17 protein-coding genes are annotated in these 16,630 nt (G+C 65.6%); 16 read left to right on the forward strand and 1 reads right to left on the reverse strand.

All coding sequences use genetic code 11. From position 1 onward, the window contains the following. Nucleotides 1-177: 177 nt before the first annotated feature. Nucleotides 178-1,179 carry an adenosine kinase gene (locus ACNJX8_RS00105; RefSeq protein WP_128930376.1) on the reverse strand — a complete coding sequence of 334 codons (1,002 nt, stop codon included), beginning with the start codon at nucleotides 1,177-1,179 and terminating at the stop codon, nucleotides 178-180. 123 nt (nucleotides 1,180-1,302) lie between these two features. On the opposite strand from ACNJX8_RS00105, the gene murJ reads away from it, so the two are divergent. The 16 genes from murJ to trmB all read left to right on the forward strand — a co-directional run bounded on the left by murJ (nucleotide 1,303) and on the right by trmB (nucleotide 16,608). Then, the gene (gene murJ / locus ACNJX8_RS00110) at nucleotides 1,303-2,835 is read left to right on the forward strand and encodes a murein biosynthesis integral membrane protein MurJ (protein ID WP_439359196.1); all 1,533 of its coding nucleotides are present in this window, start codon (nucleotides 1,303-1,305) and stop codon (nucleotides 2,833-2,835) included. Between the two features lie 80 nt (nucleotides 2,836-2,915). Then, nucleotides 2,916-3,968: a tryptophan--tRNA ligase gene (gene trpS / locus ACNJX8_RS00115; RefSeq protein WP_128946877.1), complete on the forward strand. Its 1,053-nt coding sequence runs from the start codon at nucleotides 2,916-2,918 to the stop codon at nucleotides 3,966-3,968. A gap of 108 nt (nucleotides 3,969-4,076) precedes the next feature. After that, nucleotides 4,077-4,571, forward strand: a complete 495-nt coding sequence (locus ACNJX8_RS00120; RefSeq protein ID WP_439359197.1) for a universal stress protein — start codon at nucleotides 4,077-4,079, stop codon at nucleotides 4,569-4,571. 165 nt (nucleotides 4,572-4,736) lie between these two features. After that, a complete protein-coding gene (locus ACNJX8_RS00125; RefSeq protein WP_439359198.1) occupies nucleotides 4,737-5,306 on the forward strand; it encodes a NifU family protein in 570 nt (189 codons plus the stop codon). A 199-nt stretch (nucleotides 5,307-5,505) separates the two neighbouring features. Continuing rightward, nucleotides 5,506-6,201 carry a tRNA (adenosine(37)-N6)-threonylcarbamoyltransferase complex dimerization subunit type 1 TsaB gene (gene tsaB / locus ACNJX8_RS00130; RefSeq protein ID WP_128930379.1) on the forward strand — a complete coding sequence of 232 codons (696 nt, stop codon included), beginning with the start codon at nucleotides 5,506-5,508 and terminating at the stop codon, nucleotides 6,199-6,201. Further along, nucleotides 6,198-6,683, forward strand: coding sequence for a ribosomal protein S18-alanine N-acetyltransferase (gene rimI, locus ACNJX8_RS00135; protein ID WP_439359199.1), 486 nt, complete (start codon nucleotides 6,198-6,200; stop codon nucleotides 6,681-6,683). Before tsaB ends, rimI begins: the two co-directional genes overlap by 4 nt. Before the next feature lie 40 nt (nucleotides 6,684-6,723). Further along, on the forward strand, nucleotides 6,724-7,179 hold the full coding sequence (locus tag ACNJX8_RS00140) for a Fur family transcriptional regulator (RefSeq protein ID WP_094894339.1): 456 nt from the start codon (nucleotides 6,724-6,726) through the stop codon (nucleotides 7,177-7,179). Between the two features lie 225 nt (nucleotides 7,180-7,404). Continuing rightward, nucleotides 7,405-8,130, forward strand: a complete 726-nt coding sequence (locus ACNJX8_RS00145) for an HAD family hydrolase (RefSeq protein WP_439359200.1) — start codon at nucleotides 7,405-7,407, stop codon at nucleotides 8,128-8,130. Nucleotides 8,131-8,277: 147 nt separating this feature from the next. Further along, entirely contained in the window at nucleotides 8,278-9,672 is a 1,395-nt protein-coding gene (miaB, locus tag ACNJX8_RS00150; RefSeq protein ID WP_439359201.1) for a tRNA (N6-isopentenyl adenosine(37)-C2)-methylthiotransferase MiaB, read from the forward strand. A gap of 64 nt (nucleotides 9,673-9,736) precedes the next feature. Continuing rightward, entirely contained in the window at nucleotides 9,737-10,732 is a 996-nt protein-coding gene (locus ACNJX8_RS00155; RefSeq protein WP_091882190.1) for a PhoH family protein, read from the forward strand. A gap of 60 nt (nucleotides 10,733-10,792) precedes the next feature. Further along, entirely contained in the window at nucleotides 10,793-11,302 is a 510-nt protein-coding gene (ybeY, locus tag ACNJX8_RS00160) for an rRNA maturation RNase YbeY (RefSeq protein WP_439359202.1), read from the forward strand. A gap of 1 nt (nucleotide 11,303) precedes the next feature. Further along, a complete protein-coding gene (locus ACNJX8_RS00165) occupies nucleotides 11,304-12,422 on the forward strand; it encodes a hemolysin family protein (protein ID WP_164934831.1) in 1,119 nt (372 codons plus the stop codon). Then, nucleotides 12,419-14,032 (forward strand): apolipoprotein N-acyltransferase, encoded by a 1,614-nt coding sequence (gene lnt / locus ACNJX8_RS00170; protein ID WP_439359203.1) that lies wholly within the window; start codon nucleotides 12,419-12,421, stop codon nucleotides 14,030-14,032. The genes ACNJX8_RS00165 and lnt overlap by 4 nt, the downstream gene beginning before the upstream one ends. Before the next feature lie 210 nt (nucleotides 14,033-14,242). Then, entirely contained in the window at nucleotides 14,243-14,656 is a 414-nt protein-coding gene (locus ACNJX8_RS00175; protein ID WP_024338547.1) for a helix-turn-helix domain-containing protein, read from the forward strand. A gap of 87 nt (nucleotides 14,657-14,743) precedes the next feature. Beyond that, a complete protein-coding gene (locus ACNJX8_RS00180) occupies nucleotides 14,744-15,901 on the forward strand; it encodes a M20 family metallopeptidase (RefSeq protein ID WP_439359204.1) in 1,158 nt (385 codons plus the stop codon). Beyond that, the gene (gene trmB, locus ACNJX8_RS00185) at nucleotides 15,898-16,608 is read left to right on the forward strand and encodes a tRNA (guanosine(46)-N7)-methyltransferase TrmB (RefSeq protein WP_439359205.1); all 711 of its coding nucleotides are present in this window, start codon (nucleotides 15,898-15,900) and stop codon (nucleotides 16,606-16,608) included. The genes ACNJX8_RS00180 and trmB overlap by 4 nt, the downstream gene beginning before the upstream one ends. The last annotated feature ends 22 nt before the right edge of the window (nucleotides 16,609-16,630 follow it).

The raw sequence follows: 16,630 nt of genomic DNA on the forward strand, positions 1-16,630 counted from the left end.
CGGTTCGCATATAGCGAACCGAGGTGGGGTGAAGCCGCGGCGAAGACCTCGCCGACGATGCAATGCGGTCTCAGAGAACGCAGAGGTCTCATGAGCGCCGAGCGGGCCGAGAGACCGTCACCCCACCCCGCTCGCGCTGCGCGCGATCGACCCTCCCCCTCCAGGGGAGGGTAAGCGCTACCCCGTCAGCCCGCGCTGCTCGGCGAGTTCCTTCAGCGACACCTGGGGCCGCGCCCCGATGTGCTGGATCACTTCGGCCGCCGCAAGCGCGCCGAGCTCGCCGCACTGCTTGTACGCGAAGTTGCGCGCGAGGCCATACAGGAAGCCGGCGGCGAAGAGGTCGCCGGCACCGGTGGTGTCGATGACTTTGTCGACCGGGAATGCCGGCGCGGCGACGGCGTCTTCCACTGAGACCACCATGCAGCCCTTCTCGCTGCGGGTGACGACGCCGAGATTGACGTCGTTGCGCAGCTGCTTCAGCGCAGTATCGAAGTCCGAGGTCATGTAGAGCGAATGCAGCTCGGCCTCGTTGGCGAACACGATGTCGACAGTGCCGTTGCGCATCAAGGACAGGAACTCGTCGCGATAGCGGTCGACGCAAAAGGAATCCGACAACGTCAGCGCCACCTTGCGCTTGGCATCATGGGCGATCTTGGCCGCCTTGACGAAGGCGTCCTTGGCGTTCTTGGGGTCCCAGAGATAGCCTTCGAGGTAGACGATGCCGGCGCCGGCGACCTCGGCCGGATCGATGTCGGCCGGCGACAGATCCTGCGCCGCGCCGAGATAGGTGTTCATGGTGCGCTCGCCATCGCCTGTGACCAGGATATAGGAGCAGCCGGTGGCAGGGCCGTCCGTTGCGGCCGGCGTGTTGAAAGCGACGCCGGCGGCGCGGATGTCGTGGACATAGAGCTTGCCGATCTGGTCGTCCTTGACCTTGCCGACATAGGCGGCGCGTGCCCCTAAGCTGCCGATGCCGACGATGGTGTTGGCGGCAGAGCCGCCCGAGACTTCCGTCGCCGGGCCCATGTCCTTGTAGATGGCGGCCGCCCGTGCCTCGTCGATCAGGGACATGCTGCCCTTGGTCATGCCATGCTTGGCCAAAAAGGCCTCGTCGGTCCTGACCAACACGTCGAACAGCGCGTTGCCGATGCCGAGAACGTCATATTTCACGTCAGCCATTCACCTTGATCCTGTTGCCGGATTGCGATCCCTGCGGAAATCCGCTTCCTGTAGGCCTGAAATCTGGCTCGCGGCCTATCACGACCAGCCCTTCGCGGGCAAGCAACGGTATTATTGCGCCCGATGATCCGCTCCTTCCTGACCGTCTCGACGGGAACGCTGGCCTCGCGGCTGCTGGGCTTTGCCCGCGATTCCCTGATCGCGGCGCTGCTCGGCACCGGCGCCGTGGCGGATGCGTTCCTGGCGGCATTTCAGCTCGTCAACGTCGTGCGTCGGCTGCTCAGCGAGGGGGCGCTGAATGCGGCACTGATCCCGGCCTGGCTGCGTATCCGCGAACGTGATGGCGAAGCGGCTGCGGCGGCGTTCGCCGGACGGGTGCTCGGCACGGTCAGCGCGGCCTTGGTCGCGAGCTCGATCGGCATTGCGCTTCTGATGCCGCTGATCATCACGGTGATCGCCCCGGGCTTTCTCGGCAGCAGCACGCTCGATCTCGCCGTGCAGAACGCCCGGCTGATGCTGCCTTATCTCGCCTTCGCCGGCCCCGTCACCGTGCTGATGGGACTGCTCAACGCACAAGGGCGCTTTGCGCTGACGGCGTTCTCGCCGCTGCTGTTCAACATCGCGCTGATCGCCGCGATCGCGGTGCTGTTGCTGGGGCATGCCGATGCGGTCCTCGCTGCGTGGATGCTGGCCGCCGCCGTCGGCGTCGCCGGTCTGCTGCAATTGCTGATGCTGCTGTCGCAGCGAAGCGCGCGCCTTGCGACGCCGTTGCGCGTGAGTTCTGACAAGGAGATGCGGGCCTTTTTTGCCAAGGCCATTCCCGGCATGATCGCAAGCTCGGGCCCGCAATGGTTGATGGTCGCCGGCGCAATCATCGCCTCGGCGACGCCCTCCGCTGTGTCCTGGCTCTATTTTGCCAACCGCCTGATCGAGCTGCCGCTCGGCATCGTCGGCGTCGCCATGGGCACGGTGCTGGTGCCAGAGCTGACGCGTGCGGTCGGTAGCGGCGACCGCGTCGCGGTGGCGCATGCCGAATCGCGCGCGCTGGAGCTGGCGACCGGGCTGGCGCTGCCGGCCACGCTCGGCCTGATCGTGCTGGCCGAGCCGATCGTACGGCTGCTATTCGAGCACGGTGCGTTCAGCGTCGAGGACAGCACGGCCACGGCGCGCGCATTGATGTGGCTGGCGCTGGGCCTGCCGGCGCACGTGCTGATCAAGGCGCTGTCGCCGGCCTTCTACGCCCGCAGCGACACGATGACGCCGCTGCTCGCGACGGCCAAAGGCTTTGTGGTGACGGTCGGGCTCGCGGTTGTGCTCGGTCATGTCTTTGGCGCCAGCGGGATCGCGGCGAGCATCGCGGCCGGCGCCTGGAGCAGCGCGCTCTCGCTGCTTCGGAAAGGCACAACCGAATTCGGCTTCTCGGTCGACGCCTCGGCCCGCAAGCGGCTGCCGCGGATCGTGCTGGCCGCGATCGCCATGGGCGCCCTGCTCTGGCTGACCGCCGGTCTCGTGCCTGCCGAGACCCATGGCTTGATCAAATTCGTCGCACTGGGTGTGCAGATCGCGGCGGGGATCGCCGTCTACGGCCTGCTCCTGCAAGTCCTCGGTGCAGCCTCCTGGCGCGAGGCGGTTAACGCGTTGAAACGACCGGCCTAAACCGCGAGCCCATCGAATTGCCCTTGACGGGGCTGCGCCGCTGTTGGAAACGACGGCCGTATCTTCCAGGAAAGCTGACCATGCCATTCGTTGAACGAGTCTTTTCGGGCGTCCAGCCGACGGGCAATCTGCATCTCGGCAATTACCTCGGCGCGATCGTCAACTTCGTGAAGATGCAGGAAACCCACAACTGCATCTATTGCGTCGTCGACATGCACGCGATTACGCAAGGCGTCGATGTCTGGGGCGGACCGGCCGAGCTCACGCGCAACACCCGCGAGGTCACCGCGGCGTTCATCGCTGCCGGCATCGATCCGAAGAAGCACATCGTGTTCAACCAGAGCCAGGTCTCCGGCCATGCCGAACTCGCCTGGATCTTCAACTGCGTCGCGCGCATGGGCTGGCTCGGCCGCATGACCCAGTTCAAGGAGAAGGCCGGCAAGGACCGCGAGAACGCCTCGGTCGGGCTGTTCGACTATCCCGTGCTGATGGCGGCGGACATCCTGCTGTACCGCGCCACCCACGTGCCGGTCGGCGAGGATCAGAAGCAGCATCTCGAGCTCTCGCGCGATATCGCGCAGAAGTTCAACAACGATTTCGGCGATTCCATTCGCGCCCAGGGACACAATGACGGCTTGTTCTTCCCGCTGCCGGAGCCGCTAATCACCGGTCCGGCGACGCGCGTGATGAGCTTGCGTGACGGCACCAAGAAGATGTCGAAGTCGGATGCGTCCGACAATTCGCGCATCAATCTCACCGACGATGCCGACACCATCGCGCAGAAGATCCGCAAGGCGAAGACCGATCCGGAGCCGCTGCCGAGCGAAGAGAAGGGCCTGGAAGCGCGTCCCGAAGCCGACAATCTCGTCGGCATCTTCGCCGCGCTCTCCGGTCGCTCCAAGGCCGACGTGCTCAGGGATTTCGGCGGCGGCCAGTTCTCCAGCTTCAAGAATGCGCTGGCCGAGCTGTGCGTCACCAAGCTCGCGCCGATCGCCGGCGAGATGAAGCGCCTCGTCGCCGACCCCGGCCATATCGACGCGATCCTGAACGAGGGCTCCGACCGGGCCCGCACTATCGCCGACGAGACCATGAAGCTCTCGAAGGACATCGTCGGCTTCATCCACCGGCGCTGAAGATCGCATCTGAGAAACCGGCCTGCGCCACGGCGCCGGCCGATGTCCCCTCTCCCAAACGTTCCGGGAGTGTGGCAGCATGCCGGCCGTGCACACGCCGGGACATGCATGACCAGCAAGCGACTTTGCTTCGAGCCGGGTCACAAGCCCAAATGCCTCGTCATCGTCGACGACACCGCCGAATGGGATCGCGCGGTGTATTACGCCAGCCGCTGGGCGATCCGCGCCGGCGGCGGCGTGGTGATGCTGCGCATCATCGAGCCCGAGCAGCAGAGCCAGGAATGGCTTGGTGTCGCCGACATTATGCGCGCCGAGGCGCAGGAAGCGGCGGAAGCCGCGCTCGACCGCGCCGCCGGTCGCGCCAACGGCATCGCCGCGATCACGCCGGAGCGCGTGATCCGCGAAGGCGCCGCGATGGAACAACTGCTCGCGGTGATCGACGAGGATCCTGATATCGCCATGCTGGTGCTGGCCGCCAGCCCCGGTGCGGAGGGACCGGGGCCTTTGGTCTCGCTGCTCGCCCATTCGCTCGGCACGTTTCCGGTTCCGGTGACGATTATCTCCGGCGCGCTGAGCGACCAAAGCGTGGATTCGCTGTCTTAGCTCTTCCCCTCTCTCCGCAGGCGGGGAGAGGGAGACGCAAGCACCCTAACTTGCTGATATAACAGCAAAACGCCCTTCTCACCCCTTGATCGTGCGTTCCCCGTCGCCATCTGCTACTGGATAGAGCACGCGCCGGCCTTGAACCGGCGACGTCTGGAGAAAACCATGTTCATTCAAACCGAAGCCACCCCCAATCCCGCCACGTTGAAGTTCATTCCCGGCCGCATCGTGGTCGACGGCAGCCCGGTGGAGTTTTCGAGCCGCGAAGCCGCAGGCCGCTCGCCGCTTGCCGAAAAGCTGTTCGACGTGCCCGGCGTCACCGGCGTGTTCTACGGATCGGACTTCATCACCGTGACCAAGGCGAGCGGTGAGTGGCAGCAGCTCAAGCCCGCGATTCTCGGCGCGATCATGGAGCACTATATGTCCGGCGTGCCGCTGCTCGCCGACGGCACGGTGCAAAGCGATACCGAACTCGACGACCACGGTGAATTCTTCGACGAGGCCGATGCCGAGACGGTCGACATGATCAAGGACCTGATCGAGACCCGGGTGCGGCCGGCGGTCGCCAATGACGGCGGCGACATCACCTTCCGCGGCTTCAAGGACGGCGTCGTCTATCTCAACATGAAGGGCGCCTGCTCGGGCTGCCCGTCATCGACTGCGACGCTCCAGCACGGCATCCAGAACCTCTTGAAGCACTTCGTGCCCGACGTGGTCGAAGTCCGGCCGATGTAAGCAAGCTGCCGTAGGGTGGGCAAAGCGAAGCGTGCCCACCAAGATCCCGTCATTTGCGGAACGATGGTGGGCACGGCGCAAGTGCGCCTTTCCCATCCTACGAGATATGGAGCTGCAAAGGCGTGGATGGCCGGGACAAGCCCGGCCATGACGATGGGAACGACGAGCATTCCCTGACGGATGATGCTACGATCGTTCCATGCTGATCCTCGCCATCGATACTGCGCTCGACGCTTGCTCCGCGGCCGTGCTCGACACCGAAACGGCCGAGCTGCGCGCGCAGGAATCGCTGCCGATGAAGCGTGGGCATGCCGAAGCCTTGATGCCGCTGATCGCGCGGGTGATGCAATCGGCCAATCTCGCCTTCACCGCGCTCGACCGCATCGCGGTCACCGTCGGTCCTGGAAGCTTCACCGGCCTGCGCGTCGGTATTTCGGCGGCGCGCGGCCTTGCGCTCGCGGCGAGGCGGCCGGCGGTCGGCCTGACCACCTTGTCGGCCTATGCCGCCGCCATCGTCGGCCAGAGCCGATCGGTGCCCGTGATGTCCGCGATCGATGCGCGGCACGACCACGTCTATTTCCAGATCGTCGCCGGCGACGGCAGCCAGTTGGTGCGACCGCAGGTCGCCAGCATCGACGAGGCGATCGCGGCTTCGCAATTCGGCGCGCCGCACCTGGTCGGCAATGCCGCGAACATCCTTGCCGGGCGCTGGCCGAAGGATGCGCCGCAACCCATTGCGGTCGACGCGCAGCCCGCGCCCGACATCGGCTGGGTCGCCTGGCTCGGCGCCGCGGCCAATCCCGACACGACCCCGGCGCGGCCGTTCTATCTGCGCGCGCCCGACGCCAAGCCGGCCGCGCAGCTACAGCTCGCAGCACAAGCTGCAAGCTCATGATGGGATGGTTCTCGCAATGGTGGCGCGGCGGCACTGCCGCCGTCGAGCCCGCGTCCGCGCGCGACGCCGTGCGGCTGGCGCAGCTTCACGGCGCCTCCTTCGCACGCGGCTGGGGCGAAGGCGAGTTCGAGAGCATGCTCGGTGAGCGCAACACGCTGGTGCATCGCTTACGCCTCGGCCGCAAGACGATCGGCTTTGCGGTGTCGCGGATCGGCGCGGACGAAGCGGAAATCCTCTCGATCGCAGTCGATCAGGCCCATCGCGGCCGCGGCCTCTCCCGCACGCTGCTGATGACCCATCTCGGCCACCTCGCCGGGCGCGGGGTGCGCACAATATTTCTCGAAGTCGAGGAAAATAACCAGCCGGCGCGCCGACTCTACGATCGGGCCGGATTCATGGTGGTCGGGCGCCGCGAACGCTACTATAAGCAGCCGAACGGGGAACAATTGAACGCCCTTCTGATGCGACGTGACTTGTCGTAACATTGGTGGCAGAAAGCGCCTCCGCCAGGCAGACAATCATATGACCGCACTGAAACCTTCTTCCGCATCCAAGGCATCCGGCATCGAGGCGCGCTGTGCCGCCACCGGCATGCGCATGACCGAGCAGCGCCGCGTCATCGCCCGCGTGCTCGCGGAGGCGGTCGATCATCCCGATGTCGAGGAACTGTACCGGCGCTGCGTCGCCGTCGACGACAAGATCTCGATCTCGACGGTCTACCGAACGGTGAAGCTGTTCGAGGATGCCGGCATCATCGAACGCCACGATTTCCGCGAGGGCCGCGCGCGCTACGAGCAGATGCGCGACAGCCATCACGACCACCTCATCAATCTGCGCGACGGCAAGGTGATCGAGTTCACCTCCGAAGAGATCGAGAAGCTCCAGGCCGAGATCGCCCGTAAGCTCGGCTACAAGCTGGTCGATCACCGCCTCGAGCTCTATTGCGTCCCGCTCGACGACGACAAGCCGACGAGTTAGTCGCGAATTTGAGCAGATCTCTCCGCGAGCTCACTTCACCTCTCCCCGGAGAGGTCGATTTGCTCCTGGCGATGCGTAGCATCGTCCAGCGCAAATCGGGTGAGGGGGCTCAGGTCCCACGAGAGTCCACAACCCCTCACTCGGCGCTTCGCGCCGACCTCTCCCAATGGGAGAGGTAGCACCACCCGCGCGGCACCAGAGTGCCTCCACCAAGTCAGGCGCTGAATGCCCATCGACCTCATCATCTTCGACTGCGACGGCGTGCTCGTGGACAGCGAGGTGATCTCCTGTCGCGCGCATGCCGATGTGCTGACGAGGCACGGCTATCCGATCACGTCGGATCAGGTGTTCGCGCGCTTCCTCGGCCGCTCGACGCGGCAGGCGAATCTCGAGATCGAGACCGAGCTCGGCCGCAAGCTGCCCGAGGCCTATCACGGCGATCTGCAGGACGAGCTGTTCCGCTCGTTCGAGGCCGACCTCGAAGCGATCCGCGGCATCCATGATGTGCTCGATGTCGTCACCCAACGCGTCTGCGTCGCCTCGAGCGGCTCGCATCAGCGCATGCGCGTGAGCTTGGGGAGCACGGGCCTCTACGAGCGCCTCGCGCCAAATATCTTCTCGGCCTCGCAGGTGAAAAACGGCAAGCCGGCGCCGGAGCTGTTCCTGTTCGCGGCCAACGAAATGGGCGTGCCGCCCGAGCGCTGCGTCGTGATCGAGGACAGCCTGGCCGGCATTGCCGGCGCGCGAGCGGCCGGGATGCCCGTGTTCGGCTTTTACGGGGGCAGCCATTGCCGCGATGGCTATGCCGAAACCCTGCGCCTGGCCGGCGCCGACCTGCTCTTTGCCGACATGCATCAGCTGCCGGAGCTGGTCCGGCGGGTCGAGGCGGACGCCTGGCGGGCTGATTTCGCCCTCTCACCGTCATTCCGGGACACGCCCCGACGCGGATGACCCCGGAATCTCGCGCCAGAACCTCTGGATTCCGGGTTCGCGATCGTGTCGCGCCCCGGAATGACGAGCCAAATGGTCCCATTCGCTGGATTTTCGCGCCTCCAGCCTATATCTCAGGGCCGTCCTCCAGCTCCATTTTCGGGTTCCATGACGCCGCCGCGCAAGCTGCACATCAAATCATATGGCTGCCAGATGAACGTCTACGATGCCCAGCGCATGGTGGACACGCTGGCTCCGGAAGGATTCGTGGAGACGGCCAGCGCTGAGGACGCCGACCTCGTCATCCTCAACACCTGCCATATCCGCGAGAAGGCCTCGGAAAAGGTCTATTCCGAGTTGGGCCGCCTGCGCGTTGCCAAGGACGAGGCCGCGCGCGCGGGCCGCGCGATGCAGATCGCGGTCGCGGGCTGCGTGGCACAGGCCGAGGGCGAGGAGATCGTGCGCCGCGCGCCTGTCGTCGATGTCGTGGTGGGACCGCAGAGCTACCATCATCTGCCCGGGCTGTTGAAGCGCGCTGGCGACGAGGGCCGCGCGATCGAGACCGAATTCCCTGCGCAAGACAAGTTCGGCTTCCTGGCCCAGCCGAAGCCCGATGCGATTCGCGCCCGCGGCATTTCCGCTTTCGTCACGGTGCAGGAAGGCTGCGACAAGTTCTGCACCTTCTGCGTCGTGCCGTACACGCGCGGCGCCGAGGTGTCGCGTCCGGTGGCGAAGATCGTCGACGACGTGAAGCGGCTCACTGAGAACGGCGTGCGCGAGCTCACGCTGATCGGCCAGAACGTCAACGCCTATCACGGCGAGGGGCCGGACGGAAAAAGCTGGCCGCTCGGCCGGTTGCTCGAGCATCTGGCGCAAATCCCGGGCATCGCGCGGCTGCGCTATTCGACCAGTCACCCCCGCGATGTCGATGACAGCCTGATTGCGGCCCATCGCGACCTCGATGCCCTGATGCCGTTCGTGCACCTGCCGGTGCAGTCGGGCTCGGACCAGATTCTCGCCGCCATGAACCGGAAACATACCGCCGATGATTACCGGCGGGTCATCGACCGTTTTCGCACCGCACGCCAAGACATTGCTTTTTCATCGGATTTTATCGTCGGCTTCCCCGGCGAGAGCGAGCAAGATTTTCTCGCCACCCTCGCGCTTGTCACGCAAATCGGCTACGCTGCGGCTTATTCGTTCAAATATTCCGCCCGGCCGGGAACGCCGGCCGCGGACATGCAGGAGACGGTGTCCCCCGCCGAGATGGACCAGCGATTGGAGCGGCTCCAGGAACTGATCGACAGCCAACAATCGGCCTTCAACAAGGCTGCGATTGGCTCAACGATCGACGTGCTGTTCGAGCGTCCGGCTCGCAAGGAAGGCCAGATCGTCGGCCGCACCGCTTACCTCCAGCCCGCGCATGTGATGGCCTCGCCCGACATCATCGGACAAATCCTGCCGGTCCGGATCGACAGCCTCGAGCGCTACAGCTTTCTCGGCGAGCTCGTGACGCCGCGCAACGCGCGCGAGCCCGCTTTATCGCAAGCCACTGGAGCCTGAACCCTTGCCAAAAAGCGCATCGGATTCGTCTTCGTTCGCTCCCAGCCGCAAATTTGACCGCGACATGCAAGTACCGCCCGAGACCCAAGTCGTCATCGATTTCGACGACAACCGTGCCGCTTCCGCGCTGGTCGGCCCGTACGGCCAGCATCTCGCGCAGATCGAGCGGCGGCTCGGCGTGATCGTCGACTCCAAGGGTAACCACATCACCATCGGCGGCACGCGCGACGGCTGCGACGCCGCACGCCGCGTGCTGGAGATGCTCTACGCGCAAGCCGTGAAGGGACAGGATCTCGACCAGGGTGAGGTCGAGGGCGCGATCCGCGCCGTGATCGCCCAGGGCTCGCTGTTCGAGTTCGACGCCAAATCGGCCAAATCGACCTTCGACAGCATCAATTTGCGCAAGCGCCCGGTACGCGCGCGCACGGCCGCGCAAGATTCCTACATCCGCGCGCTGAAGCGCCACGAGCTGGTGTTCGGCATCGGCCCCGCCGGCACCGGCAAGACCTGGCTCGCGGTCGCGTATGCCGCGCAGCTGTTCGAGCGCAAGGAGGTCGACAAGATCATCCTATCCCGTCCGGCGGTGGAAGCCGGCGAGCGGCTCGGCTTTTTGCCGGGCGATCTCCGCGAGAAGGTCGATCCGTATCTCCGCCCGATCTACGACGCGCTCTACGATCTCATGGACGCGCGCATCGTCGAGCGGGCGCTCCAGACCGGCGAGATCGAGATCGCGCCGCTCGCCTTCATGCGCGGCCGCACGCTCACCAACGCCGCCATCATCCTGGACGAGGCGCAGAACACCACGTCGATGCAGATGAAGATGTTCCTGACCCGCCTCGGCGAGAACAGCCGCATGATCGTCACAGGCGATCCCTCGCAGATCGACCTGCCGAACGGCCAGACCTCGGGTCTGGCGGAAGCAACCCGGCTCCTGAACGGCGTCGAGGGGATTGCGCAAGTGCATTTCAAAGCCGAGGACGTGATCCGCCACGAGCTCGTGGCGCGGATCGTCGCCGCTTACGAAGGATCGCCGCAGCGGCCGGCCACCGGTCAATCCTGACGAGGCAACAGCCGGACCAAGCGGGCGCGGACAGCGCGCCTTTTCGTCCCAGACAGCACAATGTCCCATTCCAACCTACCCATCACCGAGGTCCTCGTCGTCGCCAATTGCTGGCAGCGCGAGCCCGATTCCGAAACCGTGATCCAGCGCGCGGTTGCGGCCGCCGCCGAGAATGTCGACGAAGACGTCGCCGACGCCGAAGTGGCTGTGATGCTGACCGATGACGCCGGCATCCGCACTCTCAACGGCAACTGGCGCGGCATCGACAAGCCGACCAATGTGCTGTCGTTCCCCGCGCTCCAGCCCGAGGGCGAGTGGAAGCCGGGCGATGCGCCGCGCATGCTCGGCGACATCGCGATCGCCTACGAGACCATGCGGCGCGAGGCGGACGAGGAACACAAGCCGTTTGATCATCATTTGAGTCATCTCGCCGTGCACGGTTTCCTGCATCTGATCGGCTACGACCACGAGAACGACGACGACGCCGAGGAGATGGAAGCGCTGGAGACGCAGATCCTGGCGCATCTCGGCATTCCCGATCCCTATGCGGACCGCCCGGGGACGAATTGAGATGCCGGATTCCGATCCAATCCAGGACAACCCGCGCAACACGCGCAATCTGCCCGCTGTCGTGACCCAAGGCGAGGTGATGCGCCCGACCGCGGAAGGCTGGCTCTTGCGCGCCATCCGGACGCTGTTCGGCTGGAAGGCGGGATCGGTGCGCGACGACCTCCAGGTCGTGCTCGACGCGTCGACGCCTGACGACACCGGTTTCTCTGCGGTCGAGCGCACCATGCTGCGCAACATCCTCGGCCTGCACGAGCGCCGCATCGCCGACGTCATGGTCCATCGCGCCGACATCGTCGCGGTGAAGCGCGACATCCCACTCGGCGAATTGATGGACCGCTTCGAGAGCGCCGGCCACTCGCGTCTCGTCGTCTACAACGAGACGCTGGACGATCCCGTCGGCATCGTCCACATCCGCGACCTGCTCGCCTTCATGACCGCGCGTGCGCGCGTGTCGGAGGCCACCAAGACCAAGCGCAAGAAGCCACTGCCGGCCGGGCTCGATTTGCGCGCCGTCGATCTCGCGCTGCCGCTTCACGAGGCGCGCATCATCCGCAAGCTGCTCTACGTGCCGCCGTCGATGCGGGCGATCGACCTGCTCGCGCAGATGCAGGCCACGCGCATCCACCTCGCGCTGGTTGTCGACGAATATGGCGGCAGCGACGGGCTGGTCTCGCTCGAGGACATCGTCGAGCAGATCGTCGGCGAGATCGACGACGAGCACGACAGCGACGAGCCGCCCTCGATCGTGCGCCTGCCCGACAACGCCTTCATCGCCGACGCCCGTGCCAGCCTCGACGACGTCCGCTCGGTGATCGGCGAGGATTTCGTCACCGGCGAGGCCGGCGAGGAGGTGGAGACGCTGGGCGGCTATCTCGTCAGCTTCGTCGGGCGCCTGCCGGTGCGCGGCGAGGTGATCTCGGGCCCCGGCACTTACGAGGTCGAGGTGCTCGACGCTGATCCGCGTCGCGTCAAGCGGCTGCGCATCTCCACGCGGAAGGAGCGTCCCGCGCCTCGCACCCAGCGCGAGAGCCGCCGCCGCGAAGCTGCGCCCGAGAGCGGTCAACCGCCGGCCAGTGACACGCCGACCCCGCCGCCGAGCGACGGGGCCGGTCCGCAGTGAGCCCGCTCCAGCGACTTCGGCAGATTGCGCTTGCCATTATCCTCAGCTGGGGATGGAAGCGCGCCGTCATCGCCATGGCGGCCGGGGCGCTGTCGGTGCTGGCGCTGGCGCCGTTCAATCTCTTCCCGGTGCTGTTCGTCACCTTCCCGGTGCTGGTCTGGCTGATCGACGGCGCCGGCGGCGGACGATATGGCGGCGTGCCTGCCGCGGCGCTGACCGGCTACTGGTTCGGGCTCGGCTATTTCGTGCCCGGCCTCTACTGGATCGGCTACGCCTTCTTCGTCGAGGCCGACGTGTTCGCCTGGCTGACACCGTTCGCCGTGCTGGGCTTGCCGGCCTATCTCTCGATCTTCATGGCAATCGGCTTTGCGCTGGCGCGCCTGCTCTGGACCAAGAACGCCACGCGCGTGCTGGCGCTCGCAGCAAGCCTCACCATCAGCGAATGGCTGCGCGGCCACGCGCTGACCGGCTTTCCCTGGAACGCGTTCGGCTACGCGCTGTCCGAGCCGCTGCCGCTGGCGCAGACGGCATCGCTGATCGGCCTGTGGGGCATGACGTTCCTGACGGTCGCGATCTTCGCGAGCCCCGCGACGCTATTCGATCGCGCGCCCGATCGCCGCCTGCAATGGCGCGCGCCGGCCGCCGCAATTGCGCTTCTGATCGTCATGGGCATCTTCGGCGCGATCCGCCTGTCGCTGCATCCGACCACGATGGTCGCGGGCGCCAAGCTGCGCCTGATGCAGCCGAACCTCCAGCAGGACGCGAAATTCAACTACGCCGCCAAGGCGGAGGTGATGAAGAAATATTTGGCGCTGTCCGACCGCGCCTCCGGCCCGCAATCGACCGGCGTGCGCGATGCCACCATCCTGATCTGGCCGGAATCCGCCTTCCCGTTCTTCCTGACTCGCGAAGCCGACGCGATGGCTGAGATCGCCGACCTTCTGCCGAAGGGCACGGTGCTGATCACGGGTTCGGTCCGCGCGCCCGACCTGCCGCGGGGCACGCCGATCACGCGTGCCTATAACTCGATCTACGTGATCGATCACGACGGCAGCGTGCTCGCTGTGTACGACAAGCTGCATTTGGTGCCGTTCGGCGAATTTCTTCCCTACCAGGGGCTGATGGAGAAGCTCGGTTTCGAGCAGCTGACGCGCGTGCGCGGCGGCTTCATTCCCGGCACCGTGCGCCATGCGCTGCCGGTCGCCAGCGCGCCGCCCGCGCTGCCGCTGATCTGTTACGAAGCCATCTTTCCCGGCGAGGTGGGCGGACGCAGCGAACGTCCGGGCTGGATCGTGAACCTCACCAATGACGGCTGGTTCGGCATCTCGACCGGTCCCTATCAGCATCTGGAGCAGGCGCGGATGCGCGCGATCGAGCTCGGCTTGCCGCTGGTCCGCTCCGCCAATACAGGCATCTCCGCAGTGATCGATCCGGTGGGGCGCACCATCGCCAGTCTCGGCCTCGGAATCGAGGGCATTTTGGATGCAGGTCTGCCCGCCGCGATCCCGCCGACGATCTATGCGCGGGTGGGCGACGTGCCCGCAGCCATGCTCGTCGCGCTCGCCGTGATTGTGGCGGTCCGCCGACGTGTCGCCAAACGGCACCTCTGATCGCCTCGCAGCCGGAATCCTTTGACAACCGTAGTCCCACGGTTGACAGACTGCACGCGGGCTCCCCATTCTGCACCAGCTGCAAAAGACAGCGGTGCGTTGCTAAATTTCTCCGCAATGTTTCCCAATAAGAGGGTCTGATTTGACGGTGCTGACACCCGAGGCACGCTTGATGATTGCGCCGAGGGTGATGTTTGGAGGGCTGAGGAAATGTCGAAAGCGCCCAACCCTGTTGACAAATATGTCGGCAGTCGCGTGCGTATGCGCCGCATCATGTTGGGCATGAGCCAGGAAAAGCTCGGTGAAGCTTTGGGCCTGACTTTCCAGCAGATCCAGAAATACGAGAAGGGCACCAACCGGGTCGGCGCGAGCCGCATCCAGCAGATCGCCGAGATTCTCCAGGTGCCGGTGTCGTTCCTGTTCGAGGGCGGGCCGAGCGGTGTGCCGGGCCCGGAAGGCTTCAGCGAAGGCGCCTCGCCCTCTTACGTCTCGGATTTCCTCGCGACATCGGAGGGACTCGCCTTGACCAAGGCGTTCACCCGAATCACCGATTCCAAGATGCGCCGCTCCATCGTCGATCTCGTCGAGCAGATCGCCGCCCGCGAAGGCCCCGACAAGCGCTGACGCGTCTTCGCAATGGCGATTTGAGACTGCGCCAAATCTGGCCTATGTCGTCATTTGCGACCGCGCCCTCGATGCGCGTCCTTTCCGATGATGCGATTCAAAGGCATAGATGCGTTCATGGCCAGCTCCAATTGGTTCGATTCCCAAACCATTCTCGATGGCATCCGGCGCTGGGTTGAGATCGAGACGCCGACGGAAGCACCTGAACAGGTCAACAAGCTGATCTCCGTGGTCGCGGAGCAATACCGCGATCTGCCCGTGACGCTCGAGCGCGTCGCCGGCGTCGGCGGCTGCGGCGACCATCTCGTGGCGCGTTCGACCTGGGGCCAGCACGAGCCGGGCATCCTGGTGCTGAGCCACCTCGATACCGTTCATCCCATGGGCTTCATCGAGCGCCTGCCGTTCAAGGTCGAAGGCGACAGTGCGTTCGGTCCGGGCATCTACGACATGAAAGGCGGCGCCTACATCGCCCATCACGCCTTTGGTGCGCTCTGCGCCGCCGGCGATCGTTCGCCGCTCGGCATCACCCACATGTTCACCTCCGACGAGGAGATCGGCAGCCCGACCTCGCGTGCGCTGATCGAGCAGGAAGGGCGCAAGGCCAAATACGTGCTGGTGACGGAGCCGGCGCGCGACGGCGGCAGGATCGTCACGGGGCGCAAGGGCGTCGGACGCTTCCGAGTCTTCATCAAGGGCGTCCCCGCACATGCCGGCACGCGTCCAGGGGACGGCCGAAGTGCCGTCCGCGAGCTCGCCAACGTGATCCTGGCGCTGGAGGGAATGAACGACCTGAAGCGCGGCGTCACCGTCAATGTCGGCGTGGTGCGCGGCGGCACGCGCCCCAATGTGACGCCGGAAGAGGCCTATGCCGAAGTCGATCTGCGCGTGCTGAGCCTCAACGACGCGGACGAGTTCGTCGGCAAGATCCTCGCGCTCACGTCGAAGACCGACGGCGTCACCGTTGAGATCACCGGCGAACTCAATCGTCCGCCTTACGAGAAGAGCAATGCAGGCGCCGCACTCTACGAGCATGCGAAGACCCTCGCCGCCGAGATCGGCTTCGAGCTGATCGACACCCACACCGGCGGCGGCTCGGACGGCAATTTCACCGCCGCGCACACTGCGACGCTCGACGGGCTCGGCGTCGACGGCAAGGGCGCGCACACCCATTATGAGCAGCTCTATATCTCGTCGCTCGCGCCGCGCGCGCGGCTGCTCCATCGCCTGTATCAGACGCTGCGATGAGCGAACGCAAATCAGTTTCCGAGCGCGATGACAGCGAGCGCGCCTTCTTCGGGCGCCGCAAGGGCCACAAGCTCAGGCAGCACCAGGCCGGGCTGATTGATCATCTGCTGCCGCATCTTGCGCTCGACATCGCGAGCGAAGCGCCGGCGAATGCCGGCGAGATCTTCGACCCCGCGGCGAGCGAGGTGCGGCTCGAGATCGGCTTCGGCGGCGGCGAGCATCTCGCGGCCGAGGCGCAAAACTTTCCCACCACCGGCTTCATCGGCTGCGAGCCCTATGTCAACGGCATGGCAAAAATCCTCGCGCAGATCGAGGCGACCAATATCGGCAACATCCGCCTGTTCGCGGGCGATGCAGCCGAGCTCTTGGCTTGGCTTCCGCAAGCCTCATTGTCGCGGATCGACCTGATCCATCCCGATCCCTGGCCGAAACGGCGGCACTGGAAGCGGCGCTTCGTGCAGGACAGGACCATTGCCGCAATGGCGCGCGTGCTGAAGCCTGGCGGCGAATTCCGCTTCGTCTGCGACATCGACGATTACTGCGCCTGGACGTTGTCGCATCTTGCGCGCTCTTCGGACTTCAAATGGCTTGCGGAACGCGCCGACGATTTCCGGCAGCCCTGGGCGGGCTACACCATGACGCGCTACGGCCGGAAAGCCGCGCGCGAAGGGCGCAAGGCGGCCTATCTGCGGTTTCAGCGAGTGTAGATACTTCGCGCGGCTTGTCCGC

The organism is Bradyrhizobium sp. SPXBL-04 (assembly GCF_051853035.1).
GTDB lineage: Bacteria > Pseudomonadota > Alphaproteobacteria > Rhizobiales > Xanthobacteraceae > Bradyrhizobium > Bradyrhizobium zhanjiangense.